This window comes from Paracoccus nototheniae (assembly GCF_004335005.1).
Lineage (GTDB): Bacteria > Pseudomonadota > Alphaproteobacteria > Rhodobacterales > Rhodobacteraceae > Paracoccus > Paracoccus nototheniae.
On sequence record NZ_RQRT01000028.1, the window covers coordinates 20,303 to 40,661 of the forward strand.

At 66.5% G+C, this 20,359-nt stretch carries 21 protein-coding genes; 9 read left to right on the plus strand and 12 right to left on the minus strand.

Annotation, left to right across the window (positions count from 1 at the left end; genetic code table 11):
• Positions 1-165: 165 nt before the first annotated feature.
• Both EG885_RS11680 and EG885_RS11685 read left to right on the plus strand, forming a co-directional pair.
• Positions 166-891, plus strand: coding sequence for a proteasome-type protease (locus EG885_RS11680; RefSeq protein WP_131574665.1), 726 nt, complete (start codon positions 166-168; stop codon positions 889-891).
• A gap of 149 nt (positions 892-1,040) precedes the next feature.
• Complete coding sequence (locus EG885_RS11685; RefSeq protein WP_165571121.1) at positions 1,041-3,320, plus strand: NADP-dependent malic enzyme; 2,280 nt, start codon at positions 1,041-1,043, stop codon at positions 3,318-3,320.
• Between the two features lie 110 nt (positions 3,321-3,430).
• Here EG885_RS11685 and trhO read toward each other — a convergent pair whose 3' ends face one another.
• Both trhO and EG885_RS11695 read right to left on the minus strand, forming a co-directional pair.
• Positions 3,431-4,321: an oxygen-dependent tRNA uridine(34) hydroxylase TrhO gene (trhO, locus tag EG885_RS11690; RefSeq protein ID WP_131574667.1), complete on the minus strand. Its 891-nt coding sequence runs from the start codon at positions 4,319-4,321 to the stop codon at positions 3,431-3,433.
• A gap of 58 nt (positions 4,322-4,379) precedes the next feature.
• Positions 4,380-5,975 (minus strand): SLC13 family permease, encoded by a 1,596-nt coding sequence (locus EG885_RS11695; RefSeq protein WP_131574669.1) that lies wholly within the window; start codon positions 5,973-5,975, stop codon positions 4,380-4,382.
• 139 nt (positions 5,976-6,114) lie between these two features.
• Between EG885_RS11695 and pncA the strand changes: the two genes are divergently transcribed.
• Positions 6,115-6,711 carry a bifunctional nicotinamidase/pyrazinamidase gene (pncA, locus tag EG885_RS11700; protein ID WP_131574671.1) on the plus strand — a complete coding sequence of 199 codons (597 nt, stop codon included), beginning with the start codon at positions 6,115-6,117 and terminating at the stop codon, positions 6,709-6,711.
• Positions 6,712-6,771: 60 nt separating this feature from the next.
• Positions 6,772-8,064, plus strand: a complete 1,293-nt coding sequence (pncB, locus tag EG885_RS11705; RefSeq protein WP_131574673.1) for a nicotinate phosphoribosyltransferase — start codon at positions 6,772-6,774, stop codon at positions 8,062-8,064.
• A 6-nt stretch (positions 8,065-8,070) separates the two neighbouring features.
• On the opposite strand, the gene EG885_RS11710 is transcribed toward pncB, so the two are convergent.
• From EG885_RS11710 to EG885_RS11735, 6 genes are all read right to left on the minus strand, one after another.
• Entirely contained in the window at positions 8,071-9,513 is a 1,443-nt protein-coding gene (locus EG885_RS11710) for an inorganic phosphate transporter (protein ID WP_131574675.1), read from the minus strand.
• Positions 9,510-9,998, minus strand: a complete 489-nt coding sequence (locus EG885_RS11715; RefSeq protein ID WP_131574677.1) for an NUDIX hydrolase — start codon at positions 9,996-9,998, stop codon at positions 9,510-9,512. The genes EG885_RS11710 and EG885_RS11715 overlap by 4 nt, the downstream gene beginning before the upstream one ends.
• Positions 9,995-10,417 carry an alternative ribosome rescue aminoacyl-tRNA hydrolase ArfB gene (gene arfB / locus EG885_RS11720; protein WP_131574679.1) on the minus strand — a complete coding sequence of 141 codons (423 nt, stop codon included), beginning with the start codon at positions 10,415-10,417 and terminating at the stop codon, positions 9,995-9,997. Before arfB ends, EG885_RS11715 begins: the two co-directional genes overlap by 4 nt.
• Before the next feature lie 76 nt (positions 10,418-10,493).
• Positions 10,494-11,345 (minus strand): carbon-nitrogen hydrolase family protein, encoded by an 852-nt coding sequence (locus tag EG885_RS11725; protein ID WP_131574681.1) that lies wholly within the window; start codon positions 11,343-11,345, stop codon positions 10,494-10,496.
• On the minus strand, positions 11,342-11,926 hold the full coding sequence (locus tag EG885_RS11730; RefSeq protein WP_131574683.1) for a GNAT family N-acetyltransferase: 585 nt from the start codon (positions 11,924-11,926) through the stop codon (positions 11,342-11,344). The genes EG885_RS11725 and EG885_RS11730 overlap by 4 nt, the downstream gene beginning before the upstream one ends.
• Positions 11,923-12,324 carry a ketosteroid isomerase-related protein gene (locus EG885_RS11735; protein ID WP_131574718.1) on the minus strand — a complete coding sequence of 134 codons (402 nt, stop codon included), beginning with the start codon at positions 12,322-12,324 and terminating at the stop codon, positions 11,923-11,925. Before EG885_RS11735 ends, EG885_RS11730 begins: the two co-directional genes overlap by 4 nt.
• Positions 12,325-12,479: 155 nt before the next feature.
• Here EG885_RS11735 and EG885_RS11740 point away from each other — a divergent pair, with 155 nt between their 5' ends.
• A complete protein-coding gene (locus EG885_RS11740; protein WP_131574685.1) occupies positions 12,480-13,868 on the plus strand; it encodes a phosphohexomutase domain-containing protein in 1,389 nt (462 codons plus the stop codon).
• Between the two features lie 49 nt (positions 13,869-13,917).
• Here EG885_RS11740 and EG885_RS22725 read toward each other — a convergent pair whose 3' ends face one another.
• The 4 genes from EG885_RS22725 to EG885_RS11755 form a co-directional block, all read right to left on the minus strand.
• Positions 13,918-14,091, minus strand: a complete 174-nt coding sequence (locus EG885_RS22725) for a hypothetical protein (RefSeq protein ID WP_165571122.1) — start codon at positions 14,089-14,091, stop codon at positions 13,918-13,920.
• A gap of 63 nt (positions 14,092-14,154) precedes the next feature.
• On the minus strand, positions 14,155-14,556 hold the full coding sequence (locus EG885_RS11745; protein WP_131574687.1) for a hypothetical protein: 402 nt from the start codon (positions 14,554-14,556) through the stop codon (positions 14,155-14,157).
• Positions 14,557-14,565: 9 nt separating this feature from the next.
• Positions 14,566-15,846, minus strand: a complete 1,281-nt coding sequence (locus tag EG885_RS11750; protein WP_131574689.1) for a hemolysin family protein — start codon at positions 15,844-15,846, stop codon at positions 14,566-14,568.
• A 99-nt stretch (positions 15,847-15,945) separates the two neighbouring features.
• Positions 15,946-16,575 (minus strand): LysE/ArgO family amino acid transporter, encoded by a 630-nt coding sequence (locus EG885_RS11755; protein WP_131574691.1) that lies wholly within the window; start codon positions 16,573-16,575, stop codon positions 15,946-15,948.
• 97 nt (positions 16,576-16,672) lie between these two features.
• Here EG885_RS11755 and EG885_RS11760 point away from each other — a divergent pair, with 97 nt between their 5' ends.
• The 4 genes from EG885_RS11760 to EG885_RS11775 all read left to right on the plus strand — a co-directional run bounded on the left by EG885_RS11760 (position 16,673) and on the right by EG885_RS11775 (position 20,356).
• Positions 16,673-17,593: a LysR family transcriptional regulator ArgP gene (locus tag EG885_RS11760; protein WP_131574693.1), complete on the plus strand. Its 921-nt coding sequence runs from the start codon at positions 16,673-16,675 to the stop codon at positions 17,591-17,593.
• A 185-nt stretch (positions 17,594-17,778) separates the two neighbouring features.
• Positions 17,779-19,218, plus strand: a complete 1,440-nt coding sequence (locus tag EG885_RS11765) for a cytochrome ubiquinol oxidase subunit I (RefSeq protein WP_131574696.1) — start codon at positions 17,779-17,781, stop codon at positions 19,216-19,218.
• Between the two features lie 2 nt (positions 19,219-19,220).
• Entirely contained in the window at positions 19,221-20,252 is a 1,032-nt protein-coding gene (cydB, locus tag EG885_RS11770) for a cytochrome d ubiquinol oxidase subunit II (protein WP_131574698.1), read from the plus strand.
• A complete protein-coding gene (locus tag EG885_RS11775) occupies positions 20,252-20,356 on the plus strand; it encodes a DUF2474 family protein (protein ID WP_131574700.1) in 105 nt (34 codons plus the stop codon). Before cydB ends, EG885_RS11775 begins: the two co-directional genes overlap by 1 nt.
• Positions 20,357-20,359: the final 3 nt, after the last annotated feature.

Consider the following 20,359-nt stretch of genomic DNA (forward strand, 5'->3'; position numbering starts at 1 on the left):
ATCCGTTTGCCCAAGGCGACCCCCCCATGGCACGCCCCCCGCGCGCACCGGCGGTCCCTTGCCGCACCAGCGACCCATTTCATGACAGTTGTCTGAAACGAGCGATTGCGCGCCCCGCGCCCCGGTCCTAGTCTCTGCGCGATCTGGACATGGAAAGACCTGCCGATGACCTATTGCGTCGGACTGAAACTGGATGCCGGGCTGGTGCTGTTGTCCGACACCCGCACCAATGCCGGGCTGGACAACATCTCATGCTATCGCAAGATGTTCTTCTTTGAAAACCCCGGCGAACGCATCATCACGATCCTGACCGCCGGATCGCTGTCGGTCACCCAGACCACCATCGCCCGTCTGGAAGAGGCGATCGAGGATGATCTGGCGGATGAGACGACCTCGATCCTGCAGGCGCCGACGATGCTGCGCGTCGCCACGATCATCGGCGACACGCTTTGCCGCACAAGGCGCGAGATCGCCGAACAATGCCGCGACCTGAAACAGCAGGCCTCGGCCAGCATGATCGTGGCGGGCCAGCGCGCGGGCGGCGACATGCGCCTGTTCCTGATCTATCCCGAAGGCAACTTCATCGAGGCGACCGAGGATACGCCCTTCCTGCAGATCGGCGAACATAAATACGGCAAGCCGATCCTCGACCGGGTGGTCACCCCGGCGACCAGCCTGGCCGACGCGCAAAAGGCCGTGCTGTTGTCGATGGATTCGACGCTGCGGTCGAACCTGTCGGTCGGCATGCCGCTGGACATGGCGGTGATCGAACAGGGCGCCTGCGCGGTCACCACGCGCCGCCGCATCCTCGACGGCGATCCCGATTTCGCGCAGATGAGCGCCGCCTGGTCCGCCGCCCTGCGCGACAGCTTCGTCAAGGTCACCCTCTAGACCCTTTCATCTTGGTAAAAATATCCCCGGGGAGTCCGCAGGACGGGGGCAGCGCCCCCCCCTCGGCCCCTCCAGCCGCGCGACGCGCGTTGCCGTGCCCCTGCCCCCGCGTTAAGCAGGGCAGGACACAGCCCCGGGGGATCCAGACCATGACCGACAAGACCATCATCCGCACCCGCATCACCCCCGAAGAGGCGCTGGCCTATCACATGGAGCCGCGGCCGGGGAAATACGACATCGTCCCCTCGACCCCCATGACCACGCAGCGCGACCTGTCGCTGGCCTATTCGCCGGGCGTCGCGGTGCCGGTGCAGGCCATCGCCGACAACCCCGAGACCGCCTATGACTATACCACCAAGGGCAATATGGTCGCGGTGATCTCGAACGGCACGGCGATCCTGGGGATGGGCAATCTGGGCGCGCTGGCCTCCAAGCCGGTGATGGAGGGCAAGGCGGTGCTGTTCAAGCGCTTCGCCGATGTGAACGCCATCGATCTTGAACTGGACACCGAAGACGCCGACGAATTCATCAACGCGGTCAAGCTGATGGGTCCGACCTTCGGGGGCATCAACCTCGAGGATATCAAGGCGCCCGAATGCTTCATCATCGAACAGCGCCTGAAAGAGCTGATGGACATCCCGGTCTTTCATGACGACCAGCACGGCACGGCGGTGATCTGCGCGGCGGGTCTTCTGAACGCGCTGGAACTGTCGGGCAAGAATATCGGCGACGTGCGCATCGTGCTGAACGGCGCCGGAGCGGCTGGCATCGCCTGTCTGGAACTGCTGAAATCCATGGGTGCGCGGCATGAAAACTGCATCATGTGCGACACCAAGGGGGTCATCTACCAAGGCCGGACCGAGGGCATGAACCAGTGGAAATCGGCCCATGCGGTCGTGACCGCCGCGCGCAGCCTGGAAGAGGCCATGAAGGGCGCCGACGTGTTTCTGGGCGTCTCGGCCAAGGGCGCGGTGACGCAGGACATGGTGGCCAGCATGGCCGACAACCCGGTCATCTTCGCAATGGCCAATCCCGATCCCGAAATCACCCCCGAAGATGCCCATGCCGTCCGCCCCGACGCGATCGTGGCCACCGGGCGCAGCGACTATCCCAATCAGGTCAACAACGTTCTGGGCTTTCCCTATCTGTTCCGGGGCGCGCTGGACATCCATGCCCGCGCCATCAATGACGAGATGAAGATCGCCTGCGCCGAGGCTCTGGCGAAACTGGCGCGCGAGGATGTGCCCGACGAGGTCGCCGTCGCCTATGGCCGCAAGCTGCAATTCGGGCGCGATTACATCATCCCGACGCCCTTCGACCCCCGCCTGATCCATGTGATCCCGCCCGCCGTGGCCAAGGCGGGGATGGAGACCGGCGTCGCCCGCCGCCCGATCATCGACATGGAGGGCTATGTCCAGACGCTGAAGGCCCGCATGGACCCGACAGCGGCGATCCTTCAGGGCATCCATGCCCGCGCCCGGTCCAAGCAGGCGCGGATGATCTTTGCCGAGGGCGACGATCCCCGCGTGCTGCGCGCCGCCGTCGCATGGCAGCGCGGCGGCATGGGCCAGTCGTTGGTCGTGGGCCGCGAGGCCGAGGTCCGCGCCGAACTGGAGGCGCTTGGCATGGGCGACGCCTATCGCGAGATCAGCGTCGTGAATGCCGCCAATACCCGCCATCTGGATAGCTATCACGAGTTTCTTTACCAGCGCCTGCAACGCAAGGGCGTGGACCGCGAGGATGCCTTCAAGCTGGCCAATCGCGACCGCCATGTCTTCGCCGCCCTGATGCTGGCCCATGGGCATGGCGACGGGCTGGTCACCGGGGTGACGCGCAAGAACGCCCCGGTTCTGGCGCAGATCGGGCAGGTCTTCGACGTGCGCCCGCAGGACGGCGCGGTGGGGATCACCGCCGTGCTGCACCGGGGCCGGATCGTGCTGATCGGCGACACGCTGGTTCATGAATGGCCCGAGCCCGAGGATCTGGCCGATATCGCCACGCGCGGCGCCGCCGTCGCCCGCGGTCTGGGGCTGGAGCCGCGCGTGGCCTTCCTGTCATTCTCGAATTTCGGCTATCCGGTCAGCGAACGCGCGACCAAGATGGCCGAGGCCCCCCGCGTTCTGGACGCGCGCGGCGCCGATTTCGAATACGAGGGCGAGATGACCGTCGATGTCGCCCTGAACATGGACGCCGCCGCCCGCTATCCGTTCAGCCGGCTGAGTGCACCGGCCAATGTGCTGGTGGTGCCGGCGCGGCATTCGGCCTCGATTTCCGTCAAGCTGCTGCAGGAAATGGCGGGCGCCACGGTGATCGGGCCGATCCTGACCGGGGTGGGGCGGCCGATCCAGATCTGTTCGACCAATTCGACGGTCAGCGATATCCTGAACATGGCGGCGATTGCCGCCGGGGGGCTTGGGGCGGCCAGCTGAGGACAAGGGGGGCGCTGCCCCCCGTCCCGCGCCTTCGCCGCTGAAAAAGGTCCCCCGGACCTTTTTCGGACGCGGCTCAGCCCCGGGATATTTTTTGCCAAGATGACGGGTCAGGCGTTGCCGTCGAACTGACGCTGGCGGTCGCGAAAGCGGGCGCGGTCGGCATCGCTGTATTCGTCGATGCAGCGGTGGCAGCAGGCGCCCTCTTCATATTCGGGGCGAACGCGATCCTCGGGTGACAGGGGGCGGCGGCAGGCATGGCAGAGGCCGTGGCGGCCCGGCGCCAGACCGTGGGTCAGGGCGACGCGCTGGTCGAAGACGAAGCAGTCGCCCTGCCACAGGCTGTCGGGTTCGGGAATCTCTTCGAGATATTTGAGGATGCCGCCCTGCAGGTGATGGACCTGCGGGACGCCCTGCGCGATCAGGTAGTTCGTCGATTTTTCGCAGCGGATGCCGCCGGTGCAGAACATGGCAATGCGCTTGCCCTGAAAGCGCTGAGCATTCTCGGCCCACCATGCGGGAAAATCGCGAAACGTCTTCGTGCCCGGATCCACGGCGCCCTGAAAGCTGCCGATGGCTGTTTCATAGTCGTTGCGGGTGTCGATCACCGCCACATCGGGGGCGGCGATCAGGGCGTTCCAATCGGCCGGCGCCACATAGCGGCCGACCGCCGCGGTCGGGTCCACATCGGGCTGGCCCATGGTCACGATCTCGCGTTTCAGGCGGACCTTCATGCGGGCAAAGGGTGGGCTGTCTGCCGTGCTGGCTTTCCAGTCCAGCGCGGCGAAGCCCGGCCAGTCGCGCAGATGGGCGATGACGGCGTCGATGCCTGCGCGGGGACCGGCGATGGTGCCGTTCACACCTTCGGGCGCCAGCAGCAGCGTGCCGACCAGCCCATGTATGCGGCACAGATCCAGAAGCGGTCCCTGACGGGAGTCCGGATCGGGCAGGCGCGCGAAATAATAGAGGGCGGCGACGGTGATCTGTGGATGTGGCAGCATGGGCGTGGCCTTATCGCGGCCACGCCCTGTCGTGCAAGTCCCTAGAAGATCAGGCCCCCTAGAACGTCAGGCCCAGGGCCAGACCGCCCAGAAGATAGGTCAGGCAGGTGATCAGCAGGATGCCGATGATGTTCAGGACGAACCCGCCCTTGGCCATCTGCGCAATGGTCACCGTGCCGGTGCCGAAGACGATGGCATTGGGCGGCGTGCCCACCGGCAGCATGAAGGCGCAGGTCGCCGCCAGCGCCGCCGGGATCAGCAGCGTCATGGCATCGGCACCGATGCCCAAAGCCACCCCACCCAGAATCGGGATGAAGGTCGCTGCCGTCGCGGTGTTCGAGGTGATCTCGGTCAGAAACAGGATGATCGTGACCACGGCTGCCACCAGGAAGATCGTCGGCAGCGACCCCAGACCCGTGACCTGCTGGCCGAACCATCCGTCCAGACCCGACGAGGCAACCGCCGAGGCGAGGCTGAGGCCGCCCCCGAACAGCAGCAGCACGCCCCAGGGCAGGCCAGCCTCGGCGTCCTTCCAGTCCAGCACCATCTTGTTGCGGCCCTTGCCCGGCAACAGGAACATCACCAGACCCGCACCGATGGCGATGGCCGTGTCGTCCAGACTGTCCAGCCACGGTGCCGCAGCCCCGATGGCGGGGATGGTGGCCAGAAGGCCCGGCACGATCCACAGGAAGGCGGCGCCCAGAAACACCCCCAGCACCATCTTTTCGCCTTGGCTCAGCGGGCCCAGACCACGGACCTGCTCCTCGATCATCTCGCGGCCGCCGGGAATTTCCGGCAGATCGAAGCGATAGAGAACGCGGGTCATCAGGAACCACGCGATGATGATGAAGATGAAGGCCAGCGGCGTGCCCAGCATCATCCATTCCAGAAAGCCGATGTTGCGCCCCAGCTCGTCCGAGGCATAGCCCGCGACGATGGCATTGGGCGGGCTGCCCAGCAACGTGCCAAGCCCCCCCATCGAGGCCGCCCAGGCAATCGACAGCACCAGACAGACGCCAAAGGCGCTGATGTTGGGATCCTTCACGACATCGGTGATGGTATTGCCGCCCTTGAGCGCCTCTTCGGCGGCGGCGCCGTCCTGACGCGAGCTGCGGTCAACGACCAGCGACAGGACCGACAGGCCGATCGGCAGCATCATCAGCGTGGTGGCGGTATTGGACACCCACATCGACAAAAAGCCGGTGGCCAGCATCATGCCCAGCACGATCTGGCGCGGCGCCGTGCCGACCTTGCGCAAGGTCATCAGCGCGATGCGGGTATGCAGGTGCCATTTCTCCATCGCGATGGCGATCAGAAAGCCGCCCAGAAACAGGAACACGATAGAGCTGGCATAGGGCTGGGTCGCCTGACCGACGGTGGTTTCCGTCAGGGCCGGGATCAGCACGATGGGCAAAAGCGCGGTGGCCGACAGCGGGATCGCCTCGGTCATCCACCAGATGGCCATCAGCGTGCCGACGGCGGCGACGATGCGGGCATCCTCGGACAGCCCCTCTTGTCCGCCCAGCAGAACCCAGACCAACGCGGCCATGGCCAGACCAAGGGCGCGCAGCGTCCAGATGGTCCGCGCGGACCGGGTCGGCACCTCGTTTTCGTCATATGCGGCGGGGTGATGCAGGTCGTCCTGTATGCCCATCGTGATCCTCCCTTTTTGATTCAGCGTAAGTATCGGAGGCCATAAAGCAAACGATCTTTCGCAACCACCCTTGCTGACCGGACTTGACGCCCTTGGCGCGCAGTCTGCTTATGGTGGCCGCAACAACCCCGAGGCCGCGATGACCCATGCTCTGATCGTGATCGATGTGCAGATGGATTTCTGCCCGGGCGGCAGGCTGGCCGTGGCGGGCGGCGATCACGTCGTGGCGCCCATCAATGCGCTGATGGCCGGGGCGGATGCGGTGATCCTGACGCAGGACTGGCATCCCGCCGATCACGCCAGCTTTGCCGACAACCATCCCGGTGCGGCGCCCTATTCGGTGGTGCAGATGCCCTATGGCCCGCAGGTGCTGTGGCCCGCGCATTGCGTGACGGGCACGCAAGGCGCGGCGTTTCATCCCGGTCTGGACGTGGGGCGGGCCGATCTGATCCTGCGCAAGGGATTTCGCTCCGGGATCGACAGCTATTCCGCCTTTTTCGAAAACGACCGCAGCACCGCCACGGGGCTTGCCGGATATCTGCGCGACCGGGGGATCGACCGGCTGTCCTTTGCGGGCCTCGCCTATGATTTCTGCGTCGCCTGGAGCGCGATGGACGCCGCCCGCCTTGGGTTCAGGGCGCAGGTGGTCGAACAGGCCTGCCGGGCCATCGATCTGGATGGCAGTCTGGCCAAGGCTCGCGACGCGATGCGACAGGCCGGCGTCGCGCTGGTCTGAGCGCTTGCAGCCCGCGGCACTTTTGGGCACCAAGGGAGAAATCTTGAGGGATCGGGACCAATGGTCGATATCGCCACGCGCGTCTACAACCACAAATGGAAGATCGATCCGATCGTCCGGTCGCTGATCGATACCGATTTCTACAAGCTGCTGATGTGTCAGTCGGTTTTTCGCAACAGCCCCGACACCCGCGTCACCTTCAGCCTGATCAACCGCAGCCATGATGTCCGCATGGCCGATCTGATCGACGAGGGGGAGTTGCGCGAACAGCTGGATCATGTCCGGTCCCTGTCGCTGAGCCGTGGCGAAAGCACATGGCTGCGCGGCAACACCTTTTACGGCAAGCGGCAGATGTTCCGCCCCGATTTCATGGAGTTTCTGGAAGGCCTGCGCCTGCCCCCCTATCATCTGGACAAGCGCGACGGTCAGTTCGAACTGACCTTCGAAGGCCCCTGGCCCCAGGTCATGCTGTGGGAAATTCCGGCGCTGGCGATCCTGATGGAGCTGCGGTCCCGCGCCGTGCTGAAGGATATGGGCCGGTTCGAGCTGCAGGTGCTCTATGCCCGCGCGATGACCCGGCTGTGGGAAAAGATCGCCGCCATGCGCCCGCTGGACGATCTGCGCATCGCCGATTTCGGCACGCGGCGGCGCCACAGCTATCTGTGGCAGGATTGGGCGGTTCAGGCCATGATCGAGGGGCTGGGCCACCGCTTTACCGGCACCTCGAACTGCGCCATCGCCATGCGCCGCGATATCGAGGCGATCGGCACCAATGCGCATGAATTGCCGATGGTCCATGCGGCGCTGGCCGACAGCGATGCGGCGCTGCGGGCGGCGCCCTATGACGTGCTGGCCGACTGGCAACAGGAGCACGAGGGCAATCTGCGCATCATCCTGCCCGACACCTATGGCACCGAAGGCTTTCTGGCGGGCGCGCCGGACTGGCTGGCGGGCTGGACCGGCATCCGCATCGACAGCGGCGATCCGGCGACGGGGGCCGAAAACGCCATCCGCTGGTGGCGCGAACGCGGCGAGGATCCGCGCGGCAAGCTGGTGATCTTTTCCGACGGGCTGGACGTGGACCGGATCGTCGCGCTGCACCGGCAGTTTCATGGCCGTGTCAAGGTCAGCTTTGGCTGGGGCACGCTGTTGACCAATGATTTCCGGGGGCTGGTGCCGGGCGACGGGCTGGCGCCCTTCAGCCTTGTGTGCAAGGCCGTGGCCGCCGATGGACGCCCGACCGTCAAGCTGTCGGACAACCCCGCCAAGGCCACCGGCCCGGCGGATCAGATCGCGCGGTACAAGCAGGTCTTCGGGGTCGGCACCCAGCAGGCGCAGGCGGTCACGGTCTGAACCGGCTCAGCCGCCGACCGTCCACAGGACCAGCGCGCAGGCCAGCGCCCCAAGCGATGCGGTGATCGGCAGCGTCACCAGCCATGCGGCGGTGATGGTGATGACATGGCTGCGGCGCACCAGAATGCGGCGGCGGCTTTCCTCGGCGGGCAGCGCGCCCTCGGGGCGGTCGCGGCGGCGGTCCATCCATTCGCGCGCAAAGCCCACGCCAAAGACGCCCCCAACCGCCACATGCGTGGTCGAAACCGGCAGGCCCAAAGCCGCCGCGCCCAGCACCGTCACGGCGGTCGCCAGCGACACGCAGAACGCGCGGCCCGCATTCAGACGGGTGATGCCGCTGCCGACCATGTTGACCAGCCGACTGCCAAAAAGCAGCGTGCCCGTGGCGATGGCCAGCCCGCCGCCCGCCAGCACCAGCGCGGACACCAGTCCAAGGCCCGCAGGCCCGGTCCGCCCCTGCAGGATCACCGACAACGGCCCCGCGATATTGCCCACGTCATTGGCCCCATGCGCAAAGCCCAAAATCACCACGGCCAGCACCAGCGCCGGACGCAGCAACTTGCGGATGCCGGGTTTGCGGGGGTTCTGGGCCAGTTCCCGCTGCACGCCCCGGCGGGTGGCCAGATACCCGGCCAGCCCGGCCACGATGCCCACGGCCATCGCAGGCAAAGCCCCCTGCCCGCCGCCTGCCGCCAGCAGCAGCGCGACATAGGCGGCAAACAGCCCCGCCATCGTCCCGACCATCAACGGCAACCAGCGCAAAGCGGCGCCCGCGCGGTCCGACGCCTCGACCACCTGCCGGCGCAGCGCGATCAGGAACACGCCCGCCAGCGCCCCCGACAGGACCGGTGTCACCACCCAGACCAGCGCGATCATCGCCACCGTTCCCCAGGCCACGCCGCCGATGCCAAGGGCCACGGCGCCAGCCCCGGCAATGCCGCCGACGATGGAATGCGAGGTGCTGACCGGCAGGCCGATGCCCGTGGCCAGCGTGATCCACGAGGCCGCCCCGATCAGCGCCGCGACCATGATCATCGGCGCGCGCGATCCTTCGGCGACCGGGCCCAGATCCAGCAGGCCCTGCGCCAGCCGCTGCGACACCGCGCTGCCCGCCAGAATGGCCCCCGCCATCCCGGCCACCGCGACAAGGATCAGCCCCGGAACCAGCCCGATGGCCCCGGCACCCACTGCCGGGCCAAGCGAGTTCGCAACATCGTTGGCACCGATCGCCACGCCCAGCCAGGCGGCGACGATCAGCCCGGTGCCCAGCACCAGCACCCCCGGCGCCGCGCCCGACAGGGCCATGACGACGAACAGCGCGCCCACCAGCGCCAGCATCGCCAGCCCCAGCCTGAGGACCGGGCGAAAGGCATGCATCTGCGCGACCTCGGCATGGCCGACGCGGCCCAGATCCTTGTCCAGCGTGCGAAAGCCGGGGCGCCGGCTCATCCGTGACCGGCGGGATCAGAGGCTGGGGCCGGATCGGCGGTGCGGGCGGGCAGCGACAGCAGGATCTGTTTCAGTCCCGGCTCGACCACCATGCGGGCGGCCTCTTCGGGGTCGAACCAGCGGCGCTTGCGCTGCCGATGCTCGGGGAAGTCATCGGACAGGCGCTCCACCTCCAGCAGAAAGACCCGCAGGTCGACGGGCACCGCAAAGCCCTGATCCTGCGCCTTGTCATAGCGGTACCGGCCCAGCTCGGCCTGCCGGACACGGCCCCGGACCCCGGCCTCTTCCCAGGCCTCCTGCGCTGCGGCGCCCGACAGGGTCCGCCCCTCCATCGGCCAGCCCTTGGGGATGACCCACCGCCCCGTGCCACGGCTGGTGATCAGCAGCACGCGCCCGCTGTCGGGATCGCGGCAGACGGCGCCCACCTGCAACGACACCGGGCGTCGCCCCAGAATCAACGCAAGGGTCCGTCGCCAGGTCGTCATTCGCCGTCATCGACCTTGCCGCGCAGCGATTTGACGTCGCCGCGCACCGCCTTGGCCTTCAGGCGGCGGCGCTGGCTGCCAAGGGTGGGGCGGGTGGCGATGCGCCGCTTGGGCGCGGCCAGCGCCTGCCGGATCAGATCGGCCAGCCGTTCGCGGGCCAGTTCGCGGTTGCGGGCCTGACTGCGGGTTTCCTGCGACAGGATCAGGATCGCCCCTTCGGTCGTCCAGCGCCGCCCGGCCAACCGCTGCAGCCGCCGCTTGACCGCGTCCGACAGGCTTGGGGAACGGGCGGCCTCGAATCGCAATTCCACGGCTGTTTCCACCTTGTTCACATTTTGTCCGCCCGGTCCCTGCGACCGGGTGAACTGTTCGGAAAGTTCCCATTCCTCGACAGAGATGGTGTCGGTGATATACAGCATGACCACAGGATATGGCGCAAATCACCGCCATTAAAAGCGCAATTCGTTTCGCTTGAGTTAAGTTCTTGCGCGAATGTCAGATGAGCCGGCAGTTTTCCTGTTCGGGCCAATGCGCAAAGGGCAGAACCGCCCCGTCGCGACGGCTGTCGTCCACCCGCGACAGATCCACCGTCGCCCGGACCCATCCCGGCGCATCCATCGCGCCTTCGGCGATGATCCCGGTTTCGGGCCAGAACCCGTCGGGCGGACCATAGATCGCGGCGCGGCCCCGGTTCTCGTCCAGCGCGGGCAGCCAGTCGCAATCGCCGACGGTGGGCGAATGGACCACGACGCATTGGCTTTCCAGCGCCCGCGCCATCGCGCCGATGCGGACCCGGTGAAATCCCGCCACCGTGTCGGTGCAGCTGGGCACCAGCAGGATCTGAACCCCGGCCTGCGCCAGAACCCGGCCCAGCAGGGGGAATTCGCTGTCATAACAGATCAGCACCCCCATCCGCCCCAGATCGGTGTCAAAGACCCGCAGGCCCGGCGCGCCGGTCACATTCCATGGATCGCGTTCGAACCGGGTCATGATCTGCTTGTCCTGATGGCCGATCACCCCCTTTGGCCCGTAAAGAACCGCCCGGTTCACGGGCCGCGCCCCCGCAAAGACCGGCCCCGAGGCGCCAAGGATGTGGCAGCCATGCGCGGCGGCCAGTTCCTGATGCAGGGCATGGATGGCGGGCCAGTGGCGGGCGACCTCGTGCAGCCCCGCCTCCAGATCCGCCGCCGTGGCGGTCCCGCCAAGCGAGGCCAGCTCCATCACCGCATATTCGGGAAAGACCAGCAGGTCGGCGTCTGCCGTGGCGACCCAATGGCTCAGCTTGGTGCGATAGGCGTCGAAGCTGTCGAACCAGTCCAGCGGATAGGCGGCAGAGGCGATCTTCACAGCGTTTTCATCCTGAATTGCAGGGACTTGTCGGTCTCGGAGGCGTCGCCCAGATCCTTCCACGAAAACGTGGCCGTGACACTGGGCAAGGGCGCATAGCCGCGCTTGCGCCAGAATTCGTCCAGGGGGCGGTAATCGGCAGGCCGCATCGGATGGTCCGCAGGCCGGATCACGCTGCAAAATGCGCTGTACCGGGCACCAAGGCCACGGGCATGCGCCTCGCGTGCGTCGAAAAAGGCGTGGCCCACGCCCTGTCCGCGATACTGCCGCATCAGCACCGATTCGGCGCAATAGAAGATGTCGGACAGCGCCTCGGGGCGGTCGGCAAAGGCGGCGCCGAAATCGGCGGCATGATCGGACATCGGCGCGCCGGTCGCGGCCCCCACGATCCGGTCGCCATCCAGCGCCGCCACCACCACCGCACCGGGCGACTGATAGGCGCGCAGGTAATCGCGTTCGTAATCGTGATTGCCGTCGTACAGATAAGGCCAGTCGTGAAAGACCGCGATGCGCAGCCGCGCCACATCCTCCAGCGCGGCGGCCAGATCGTCTCCAGTCAGGACGCGGGTGGTGACGGTCATCCGCCGACCTGCCGCATCCAGTCGGCCAGATTGTAATAGGTCGTCACGCGCGAGATCAGGCCGTCGCGCAGCGTGAAGAACGCGCCCGCAGGCAGGATATAGGTCTGGCCGCTGGCGGGGGGCAGCCCCTCATCCGTCTTCAGATAGGTGCCGTTCACCACGAATTCCGCCGCCGCCCGGTTGCCCGAGGGATGCGCCATGATCACCATGTCGGTCAGCGTCTCGCGATAGCTGGCGCTCATATGGGCGTTGAAGGCCCGAAACATCTCGCGGCCCTTGCGGATCTGCCCCTCGTTGACGTGATGTTCGACATCGGGGTGCATCAGCTCCAGCATCCGGTCGGTCTGACCCGCATTGAAGGCCTCGTAATAGGCGGCGATCACATCCGTGGCGTTCATCATCTTCTCCCTTTGGCAGCTGTGCCAGAATTAGCGTCCTTTGCCCGGCGCGTCACCTGCGCCCAAGGGTGCAGGCGCCGTCCCCTGCCCGCGATGCCTTGAATTTCGGCTTGAACCTGTTAGCGCTGATGCAAATCAGGATCGGAGGATCGACAATGGACAAACCGGATCTCTTGGGCAGACGCGAGATCACCTGCTTCAAAGCCTATGACGTGCGGGGCGAGCTGGGCAAGAACCTTGACCCCGATGTCGCCTATCGCATCGGGCGCGCCTTCGCGCAGGCCCGCGCCGCCAAGCGCGTCGTGGTGGGCCGCGACAGCCGTGAATCGTCGCCCGAGCTGGCCAAGGCGCTGATCGATGGGCTGACCGATGGCGGCGCCGATGTGCTGGATCTGGGCCTGGCCGGCACCGAAGAGGTGTATTTCCACACCGGCAATCAGGACACCGATGGCGGGATCGAGGTCACGGCCTCGCATAACCCGATCAACTATAACGGCATGAAGATCGTCGGGCGCGGCTCGGCGCCGCTGGATCCGGCCACCGAACTGCCGCCGATCATCGATCTGGCGACCTCGGGCGACTTTGCGCCGGCCACCAAGGGCAGCGTCAGCGATTTCAGCCATGCCCGCGCCGAATATGCCAGCCGGATGGCCGATTTCGTCGACGTGGCCGCGCTGAAGCCGATGAAGATCGTCGTGAATGCCGGGAATGGCACCGCAGGCCCGACCTTTGACGCGATCGCGGCCGAACTGGAACGTCGCGGCGCGCCGCTGACCTTCGTGCGCATGCACCACAACGTCGATTCAAGCTTTCCCAATGGCATCCCCAACCCGCTGCTGGACGAAAACCAGCCCCCCACCGTCGCCAAGATGGTCGAGGAAAAGGCCGATCTGGGCGTCGCATGGGACGGCGATTTCGACCGCTGTTTCTTTTTCGACGAGAACGGCCGGTTCATTCCGGGCGAATATATCGTCGGCCTTCTGGGCGCCGCCTTCCTTGAGAAAAGCCCCGGCGAAAAGGTCGTGCATGACCCGCGCGTCATCATGAACACCCGCGCCATGATCACCGAGGCGGGAGGCGAGGCCGTGGTCAGCAAGACCGGCCATGCCTTCATCAAGCGCAAGATGCGCGATGTCAGCGCGATCTATGGTGGCGAGATGTCGGCGCATCATTATTTCCGCGACTTTTATTACTGCGACAGCGGGATGATCCCGTGGTTGCTGATGATCGAATTGCTGTCGCGCAAGGGCAAGACGCTGGCCGAGATGCTGGAAGAGCGGATGCGCCTGTATCCGTCCTCGGGCGAGACGAACTATACCATCGCCGACCCCGATGCGGCCATCGCCCGGCTGATCGAAACCTATGAGCCGCAATCGGACAGCCGCGACGATCTGGACGGCGTGTCGCTGGATTTCGGCACATGGCGGTTCAACCTGCGCAAGTCGAACACCGAACCCGTCGTTCGCCTGAACGTCGAGGCCGATGGCGATGCGGCGCTGGTCAAGGAAAAGCAGGCCGAGCTGGCCGCGATCCTCAAGGGCTGACAGCCCGATGCAGGCACCGGGCGGAACCGCCCGGTGCCTTTGGCGCGCCTTAGAACAGGACCGCCGCACCGCCGATCAGGGCGGTCATCAGCCCCAGAAAAATCGCCCAGTGCAACAGGGTGGTGCGCCCGACATGAACGGGTGCCGGATTGGCAGGGGCCGTTTGGGTCGGCGCAGATGCGGATGTCGGTCGGGACGCCTGGTCCGCTTGGTCATTGTCCATGATGAAAATCCTTGCAGGCATTGCAGTTCGGACGGCCCGCGATGCGGGGTCCGGCGACAGCTGTCAGGCAAGGATGACGGGCGGTGCGCGGGGCCGCCCCGGCAGACGCGCCGCCGTCGGGACACGGGGCTGCGGGCCGGCGGCATGATCCACCCCTGACGGGCAAGGCCCCGTCATGGGCGCAGGCAGAGGCGCGCTGACCATGACCGGGTCCGGCGCCTTGGGCGCGGGGGCCGTGGCGGCGGGACGGACCAGCACCGCCTGACCGCTCAGCAGGGCGCTGTCGGTCACATGATCATGGGGCAGTTGCATGCCACCCACGGCGATCGGGCGCGCGGGCAGAAACGCCGACATCAGCACCAGCGCCAGCACCGCGATCATCGCGGCAAGGCGCCGCGCCATCACGGCAGGGGCCGGGACGCCGCGAGGCAGCGCATCGGGATCAGGGGTGATGGCGGGTGTCATCGGGGCCGATCAGGCGGCAGCCAGCGGGGCGACCAGCAGCTTGTCGATGCGACGGCCGTCCAGATCCACCACCTCGATCCGCCAGCCATGCAGGGTCACATGCGCGCCCACCTCGGGCAGCACGCCCGCAAGGTTCAGCACCAGCCCGGCCACCGATTCGTAATCGCGCCCCTCGGGCAGGGTCACCTGCAGAAGGTCGGCGAATTCGTCCACCGGCATCCAGCCCGCGATCAGCCAGCTGCCATCGTCGCGTCTGACCGCCTTGGGCTCGTCGACGCCGGGATCGGGGAAATCGCCCGCGATCGCCTCCAGCACGTCCATGGCGGTGATCACGCCCTCGAAATGGCCATATTCGTCGTAAACCAGCAGCAATTGCGCGCCCGAGGATTTCAGCTGTTCGATCACGTTCAGCGCAGGCAGGCCGTCGCGCACCACCGGCACGGGCTGGATCAACGAGCGGGGATCGGCATCGGGCGCTGCCTGCAACCGGATCAGATCGCGCGCATGGATCACGCCCAGAATATCGTCATCGCCCCCGTCGCGCAGCAGGATGCGGGACCGGTGGCCGTTGCGGAACATCTGCGCCAGCACGTCTGGACCGGCATCGGCATCGGCGATCAGCACCTCGTGGCGCGGGGTCATCAGGCCGCGCGCGGTGCGGTCGGCGATGCGCATGACGCCTGCGATCATCTCGTTTTCGGCGGGGGCGATGACGCCGGCGCTATGCGCCTCGGCCAGCATGACCTTGATCTCCTCGTCGGACATGCTGCTATCGGCCTTGCCCGATTGTCCCAGCACCGCCAGCAGCACCCGACCCGAACGGTCCAGAACCCAGACCACCGGCGCCGCCACGCGCGAAATCAGGCGGATCAGCGGCGCGATGCGGGCGGCCACGGCCTCGGGGGCGCGCAGGGCGATCTGCTTGGGGACCAGTTCGCCCACGATCAGCGACAGATAGGTGATCGCCACGACCACGCCCCCCACCGCCAGCGTATGCGCCAAGGCGGGCGACAGACCCGCAGACACCAGCGCCGCCGCCGCCCGCGCACCAAGCGTGGCGCCCGAAAACGCACCCGACAGAATGCCCACCAGCGTGATGCCGATCTGGACCGAGGACAGGAACCTGCCCGGATCGGCGCCCAGATCCAGCGCGATGGCCGCCCCCCGGCTGCCCTGTTGAGCCATGGTCTTCAGCCGCGCGGGCCGGGACGAGACGATGGCCAGTTCGGACATGGCAAGAACGCCGTTGAACAGGATCAACAGCAGGACGATGGCGATTTCAAGAAACATGGGACTTTCACGGGGACAAGGTCAGCGCAAGGCAACGAACAGGCGTGTCGTCCGGAGGCAGGTTATCGCGGAACCCGGGCCTTGACCAGCATGCTTGCATCAGGTCCAGAGGGCGCCGATCCACGGCCACAGCAGCCTGGCCGCAATCGCCCACATGACCAGCGCGATCACCGCCTCCAGCCGCCGCCATGCGGTGGGCCGGGCAAAGACCGGGCGCAGCCATGCCGCGCCATAGCCCAGACCAAAGAAGAACAGCACCGATCCGGTCATCGCACCCGCCGCGAAATCCATCTGCGCACCCGGAAACTGGGTCGAGATCGCGCCCAGCAGCACGACCGTATCCAGATAGACATGCGGGTTCAGCCAAGTGATCGCCAGACAGGCCAGCAGCGTCCGCCCCAACCCCTGGGCGGGGCGGGCGGCATCGACGGCCAGCGCCTCGTCCGATTGCAGGGCGGCGCGCAGGCTGCGCGCGCCATAGGTGATCAGGAAGGCCGCCCCCGCCAGCCGCATCACCGGGTCCAGCCAGGGCAGGCGCGTCATCAGCGCCCCCGCCCCTGCGACGCCCGACCCGATCAGCACCGCATCCGACAAGGCGCAGGTCAGGCAGACCTCCAGCACATGCTGGCCCCGCAGACCCTGCCGCAGGACAAAGGCGTTCTGCGCCCCGATCGCCACGATCAGGCCAAGACCGGTCAGAAATCCGGTCAGAAAGATGTCGGCGGCCATGGCAGGGTTCCTTTGCCCAAGGGTCGGGCTTGCCCTAGCCCGCGCGTCCGCATTAGACAAATTGATGTTGCTTACGGCGGTGAAGGAAAACTGAACCATGCTGGATTACGCCGCCGCCCGCGCCGTCGCGACGATCGTCCGCTTGGGCAGTTTCGATCGCGCGGCGCGGGCGCTGAACGTCACGCCTTCGGCCATCTCGCAGCGGGTCAGGCTGCTGGAGGAACGCTTGGGCACCGTGCTGATCGAACGCGGCAGTCCCTGTACCGCCACGCCCTCGGGCGCATGGCTGTGCCGTCATATGGAACAGGTCGACATGCTGGAGGCCGGGCTGTCCCGCCACCTGCCCGGCCTGTCGGGCGGCGACACCACCGCCCCCCGGGTCACGATCGAGCTGGCGGTGAATGCCGACAGCCTTGGCACATGGTTCCTGCCTGCGCTGGCCCGGTTCGCCGACCGCTCGGGCTTTCTTCTGAACCTTTCGGTCGATGACGAGGGGCATACCGCCGACTGGCTGCGCCGGGGACGGGTGCTGGCCGCCGTGACCGGGCTGGGCCAGCCGGTGCAGGGCTGCGACGTGATGGCACTGGGCGCGCTGCGCTATGTCCCGACGGCCAGCCCTGCCTTCATGGCGCGGCATTTTCCGGATGGCGTGACGGCCACGGCGCTGGCCGCGGCCCCCGCGCTCAGCTTTGATCGCAAGGATCTGTTGCAGCAAAGCTGGGCCGAGGCGCAATTTGGCCCGCAGGCGACGGGGTTTCCCTGCCACCGCCTGCCCTCGACCCAGGGCTTTGTCACCGCCTGTCTGGCCGGGATGGGCTGGGCTCTGAACCCCGCCAGCCTTGTGCGGGATCATCTGGCGGCGGGGCGTCTGGTGCCGCTGATCGCGGATGCGACGCAGGACGTGCCGCTGTTCTGGCAGATCAACCGCATGGCTTTGCAGCGGTTGCAGGGGCTGACCCGCGCCGTCCGTCAGGCCGCCCGAGACGCGCTGCAGCCCCCTGCCGGAACCCTCGCCTGAACCCGTCCGTCGCGAACCGCCTGCGACGATGCCGCACTTGCATTCAGGCGTGACAAGGCAGACCGTGACGACCAGCAACGCCACCTGCGCCGATGCCCTGCTTTCGGGCCCTGCACGGGGGCTTGTCCGCCTCTGCCGGACTGAGCAAGCCTCCGGACGGGCGGTTTCGTCGCACGAGGTTCCAGATGTTCGACAATGCCGACGCCATTCTGCTGGCCCGCATCCAGTTCGCCTTTACCGTCAGCTTTCATTTCCTGTTCCCCGCCTTCACCATCGGACTGGCCAGCTTTCTGGCCGTCCTGAACGGGTTGTGGCTGTGGACCCGGGATCACAAATATCTGGATCTGTTCCGCTATTGGGTCAAGATCTTTGCCCTGGCCTTTGCCATGGGCGTCGTGTCGGGCATCGTCATGTCCTATCAGTTCGGCACCAACTGGTCGGCCTTTTCCGACAAGGCGGGGCCGGTCATCGGCGGACCGATGGCCTATGAGGTGCTGTCGGCGTTCTTCCTTGAGGCCGGGTTTCTGGGGATCATGCTGTTCGGGCGCGACCGCGTCGGCCCGACGCTGCACATGATCGCCTGCGGGGCGGTCGCGCTTGGGACGGCTTTTTCCGCCTTCTGGATCCTCAGCGTCAACAGCTGGATGCACACCCCCGCCGGATTCGAGATCGACGCCGTCACCGGCCAGTTCCTGCCCACCGATTTCTGGCAGGTCATCTTCAACCCGTCCTTTCCCTATCGCCTGATGCACACGGTCACGGCGGCCTATCTGACCACCGCCTTTATCGTCGGCGGCGTGGCGGCGCTGCACCTGCTGCGCCACCGCCACCGCCGCGACCGGGTCAGCCCGGCCACGCGCACCATGTTCAGCATGGCAATGTGGATGGCGGCGATCTTTGCCCCGGTCCAGATCGTCTTGGGCGATTTTCACGGCATCAACACGCTGGAACACCAGCCCGCCAAGGTCATGGCGATGGAGGGTCATTTCGAAAGCCACGAGTCCGGCGCGCCGCTGTATCTGTTCGGCATCCCCAATCAGGCCGAACAGCGTCTGGATTACGCGATCGGCATCCCCAAACTGTCCTCGCTGATCCTGAAACACGATCTGAACGCGCCGCTGGCCGGTCTGGATACCATCCCGCGCGAGGATCAGCCCCCCGTCGCCATCGTCTTCTGGTCGTTCCGGGTCATGGTCGCGCTTGGTTTCGCGATGCTGGGGCTGGGGGTATGGTCGCTGGTGGCGCGTTGGCGCGGCGTGCTGTTCGACAGCCCGCTGCTGCACCGGGCGGCGCTGATCATGGCGCCCTCGGGGCTGATCGCGGTACTGGCCGGATGGATCACGACCGAGGTCGGGCGCCAGCCCTTTACCGTCTATGGCTATCTGCGCACCGCCGACAGCGCCGCGCCGCTTGATGCGGCGGCGGTCGGGGCGTCGCTGATCGCGTTCATCGTGGTTTACTTCACGGTCTTCGGGGCAGGCACCTATTATATCCTGCGGCTGATGAACCGCGCCCCCTCCAGCGCCGAACCACGCCTGAAGGACGTGACCGACAGCCCGATCCGCACGGCGGGGACCACCCCCGCCCTGCAGCATCCCACCCAGAACCCCCATCCCGGAGAGTGATCATGCCCATCGCAGAAGGCGTATCCTTTGACCTGACCGTGATCTGGGCGTTCATCATCGCCTTTGCCGTGCTGGTCTATGTGGTGCTGGACGGGTTCGATCTGGGCCTTGGCATGCTGTTCGCCGCCGAGCCAAAGGGCCAGGACCGCGACCTGATGATGAATTCGGTCGCCCCGGTCTGGGACGGAAACGAAACATGGCTGGTTCTGGGTGGCGGCGGGCTGTTCGCGGCCTTTCCGCTGGCCTATGCGCTGATCCTGCCGGCGCTTTATGCGCCGATCATGGCGATGCTGCTGGCCCTGATCTTTCGCGGCGTCGCGTTCGAGTTTCGCTGGCGCACCACGCGCTGGCGCAGGGTCTGGGATCTGGCCTTCATCGGCGGATCGGCGGTGGCGGCGCTGGCGCAGGGCATCACCCTTGGCGGGCTGTTGCAGGGCATCCAGATCGACAAGGCCGCGCGGCAGTATTCGGGCGGCTGGTGGGACTGGCTGACACCCTTTACCCTGATGGTCGGCGTGGCCGTCATGGTCGGCTATATGCTGCTGGGCGCGACATGGCTGGTGATGAAGACCGAAGGCCCGTTGCAATCGCGGATGCGCCACAGGGCCTGGGGGCTGGGCATCGGCACGGTCGTCTTCATGGGCATTGTCAGCCTGTGGACGCCGTTCCTGCAGGACGGCTATTACAGCCGCTGGTTTGGGGGCTGGAACATCGTTCTGGCGGGTTTCGTCGGCGCTGCGGTTCTGGCGCTGGCCTTCGGGATGTTCCGCACGCTGATGGTAAAGCACCACGATTACTGGCCGTTCCTCTTTGCGCTTGGCATGTTCGTGCTGGGCTTTGCGGGCCTTGGGTTTTCGATGTTCCCCTATATCGTCCCGGTCCAGATCACCATCTGGGAGGCGGCGGCCCCCAGAAACAGCCAGGTGTTCATGCTGGTCGGCGCGGCGGTCCTTGTCCCGATCATTCTGGCCTATACCGCCTATTCCTATTGGGTGTTTCGCGGCAAGATGAACCCCGACGAGGGGTATCACTGATGCCCCAAAGCCTGCGCCGGTTCGGATGGTTCGTGGCAATCTGGCTGGCCAGCGTCGCGGTCATCGGCACGGTCGCCTGGATCATCCGGCTGTGGATCGTCTGACGC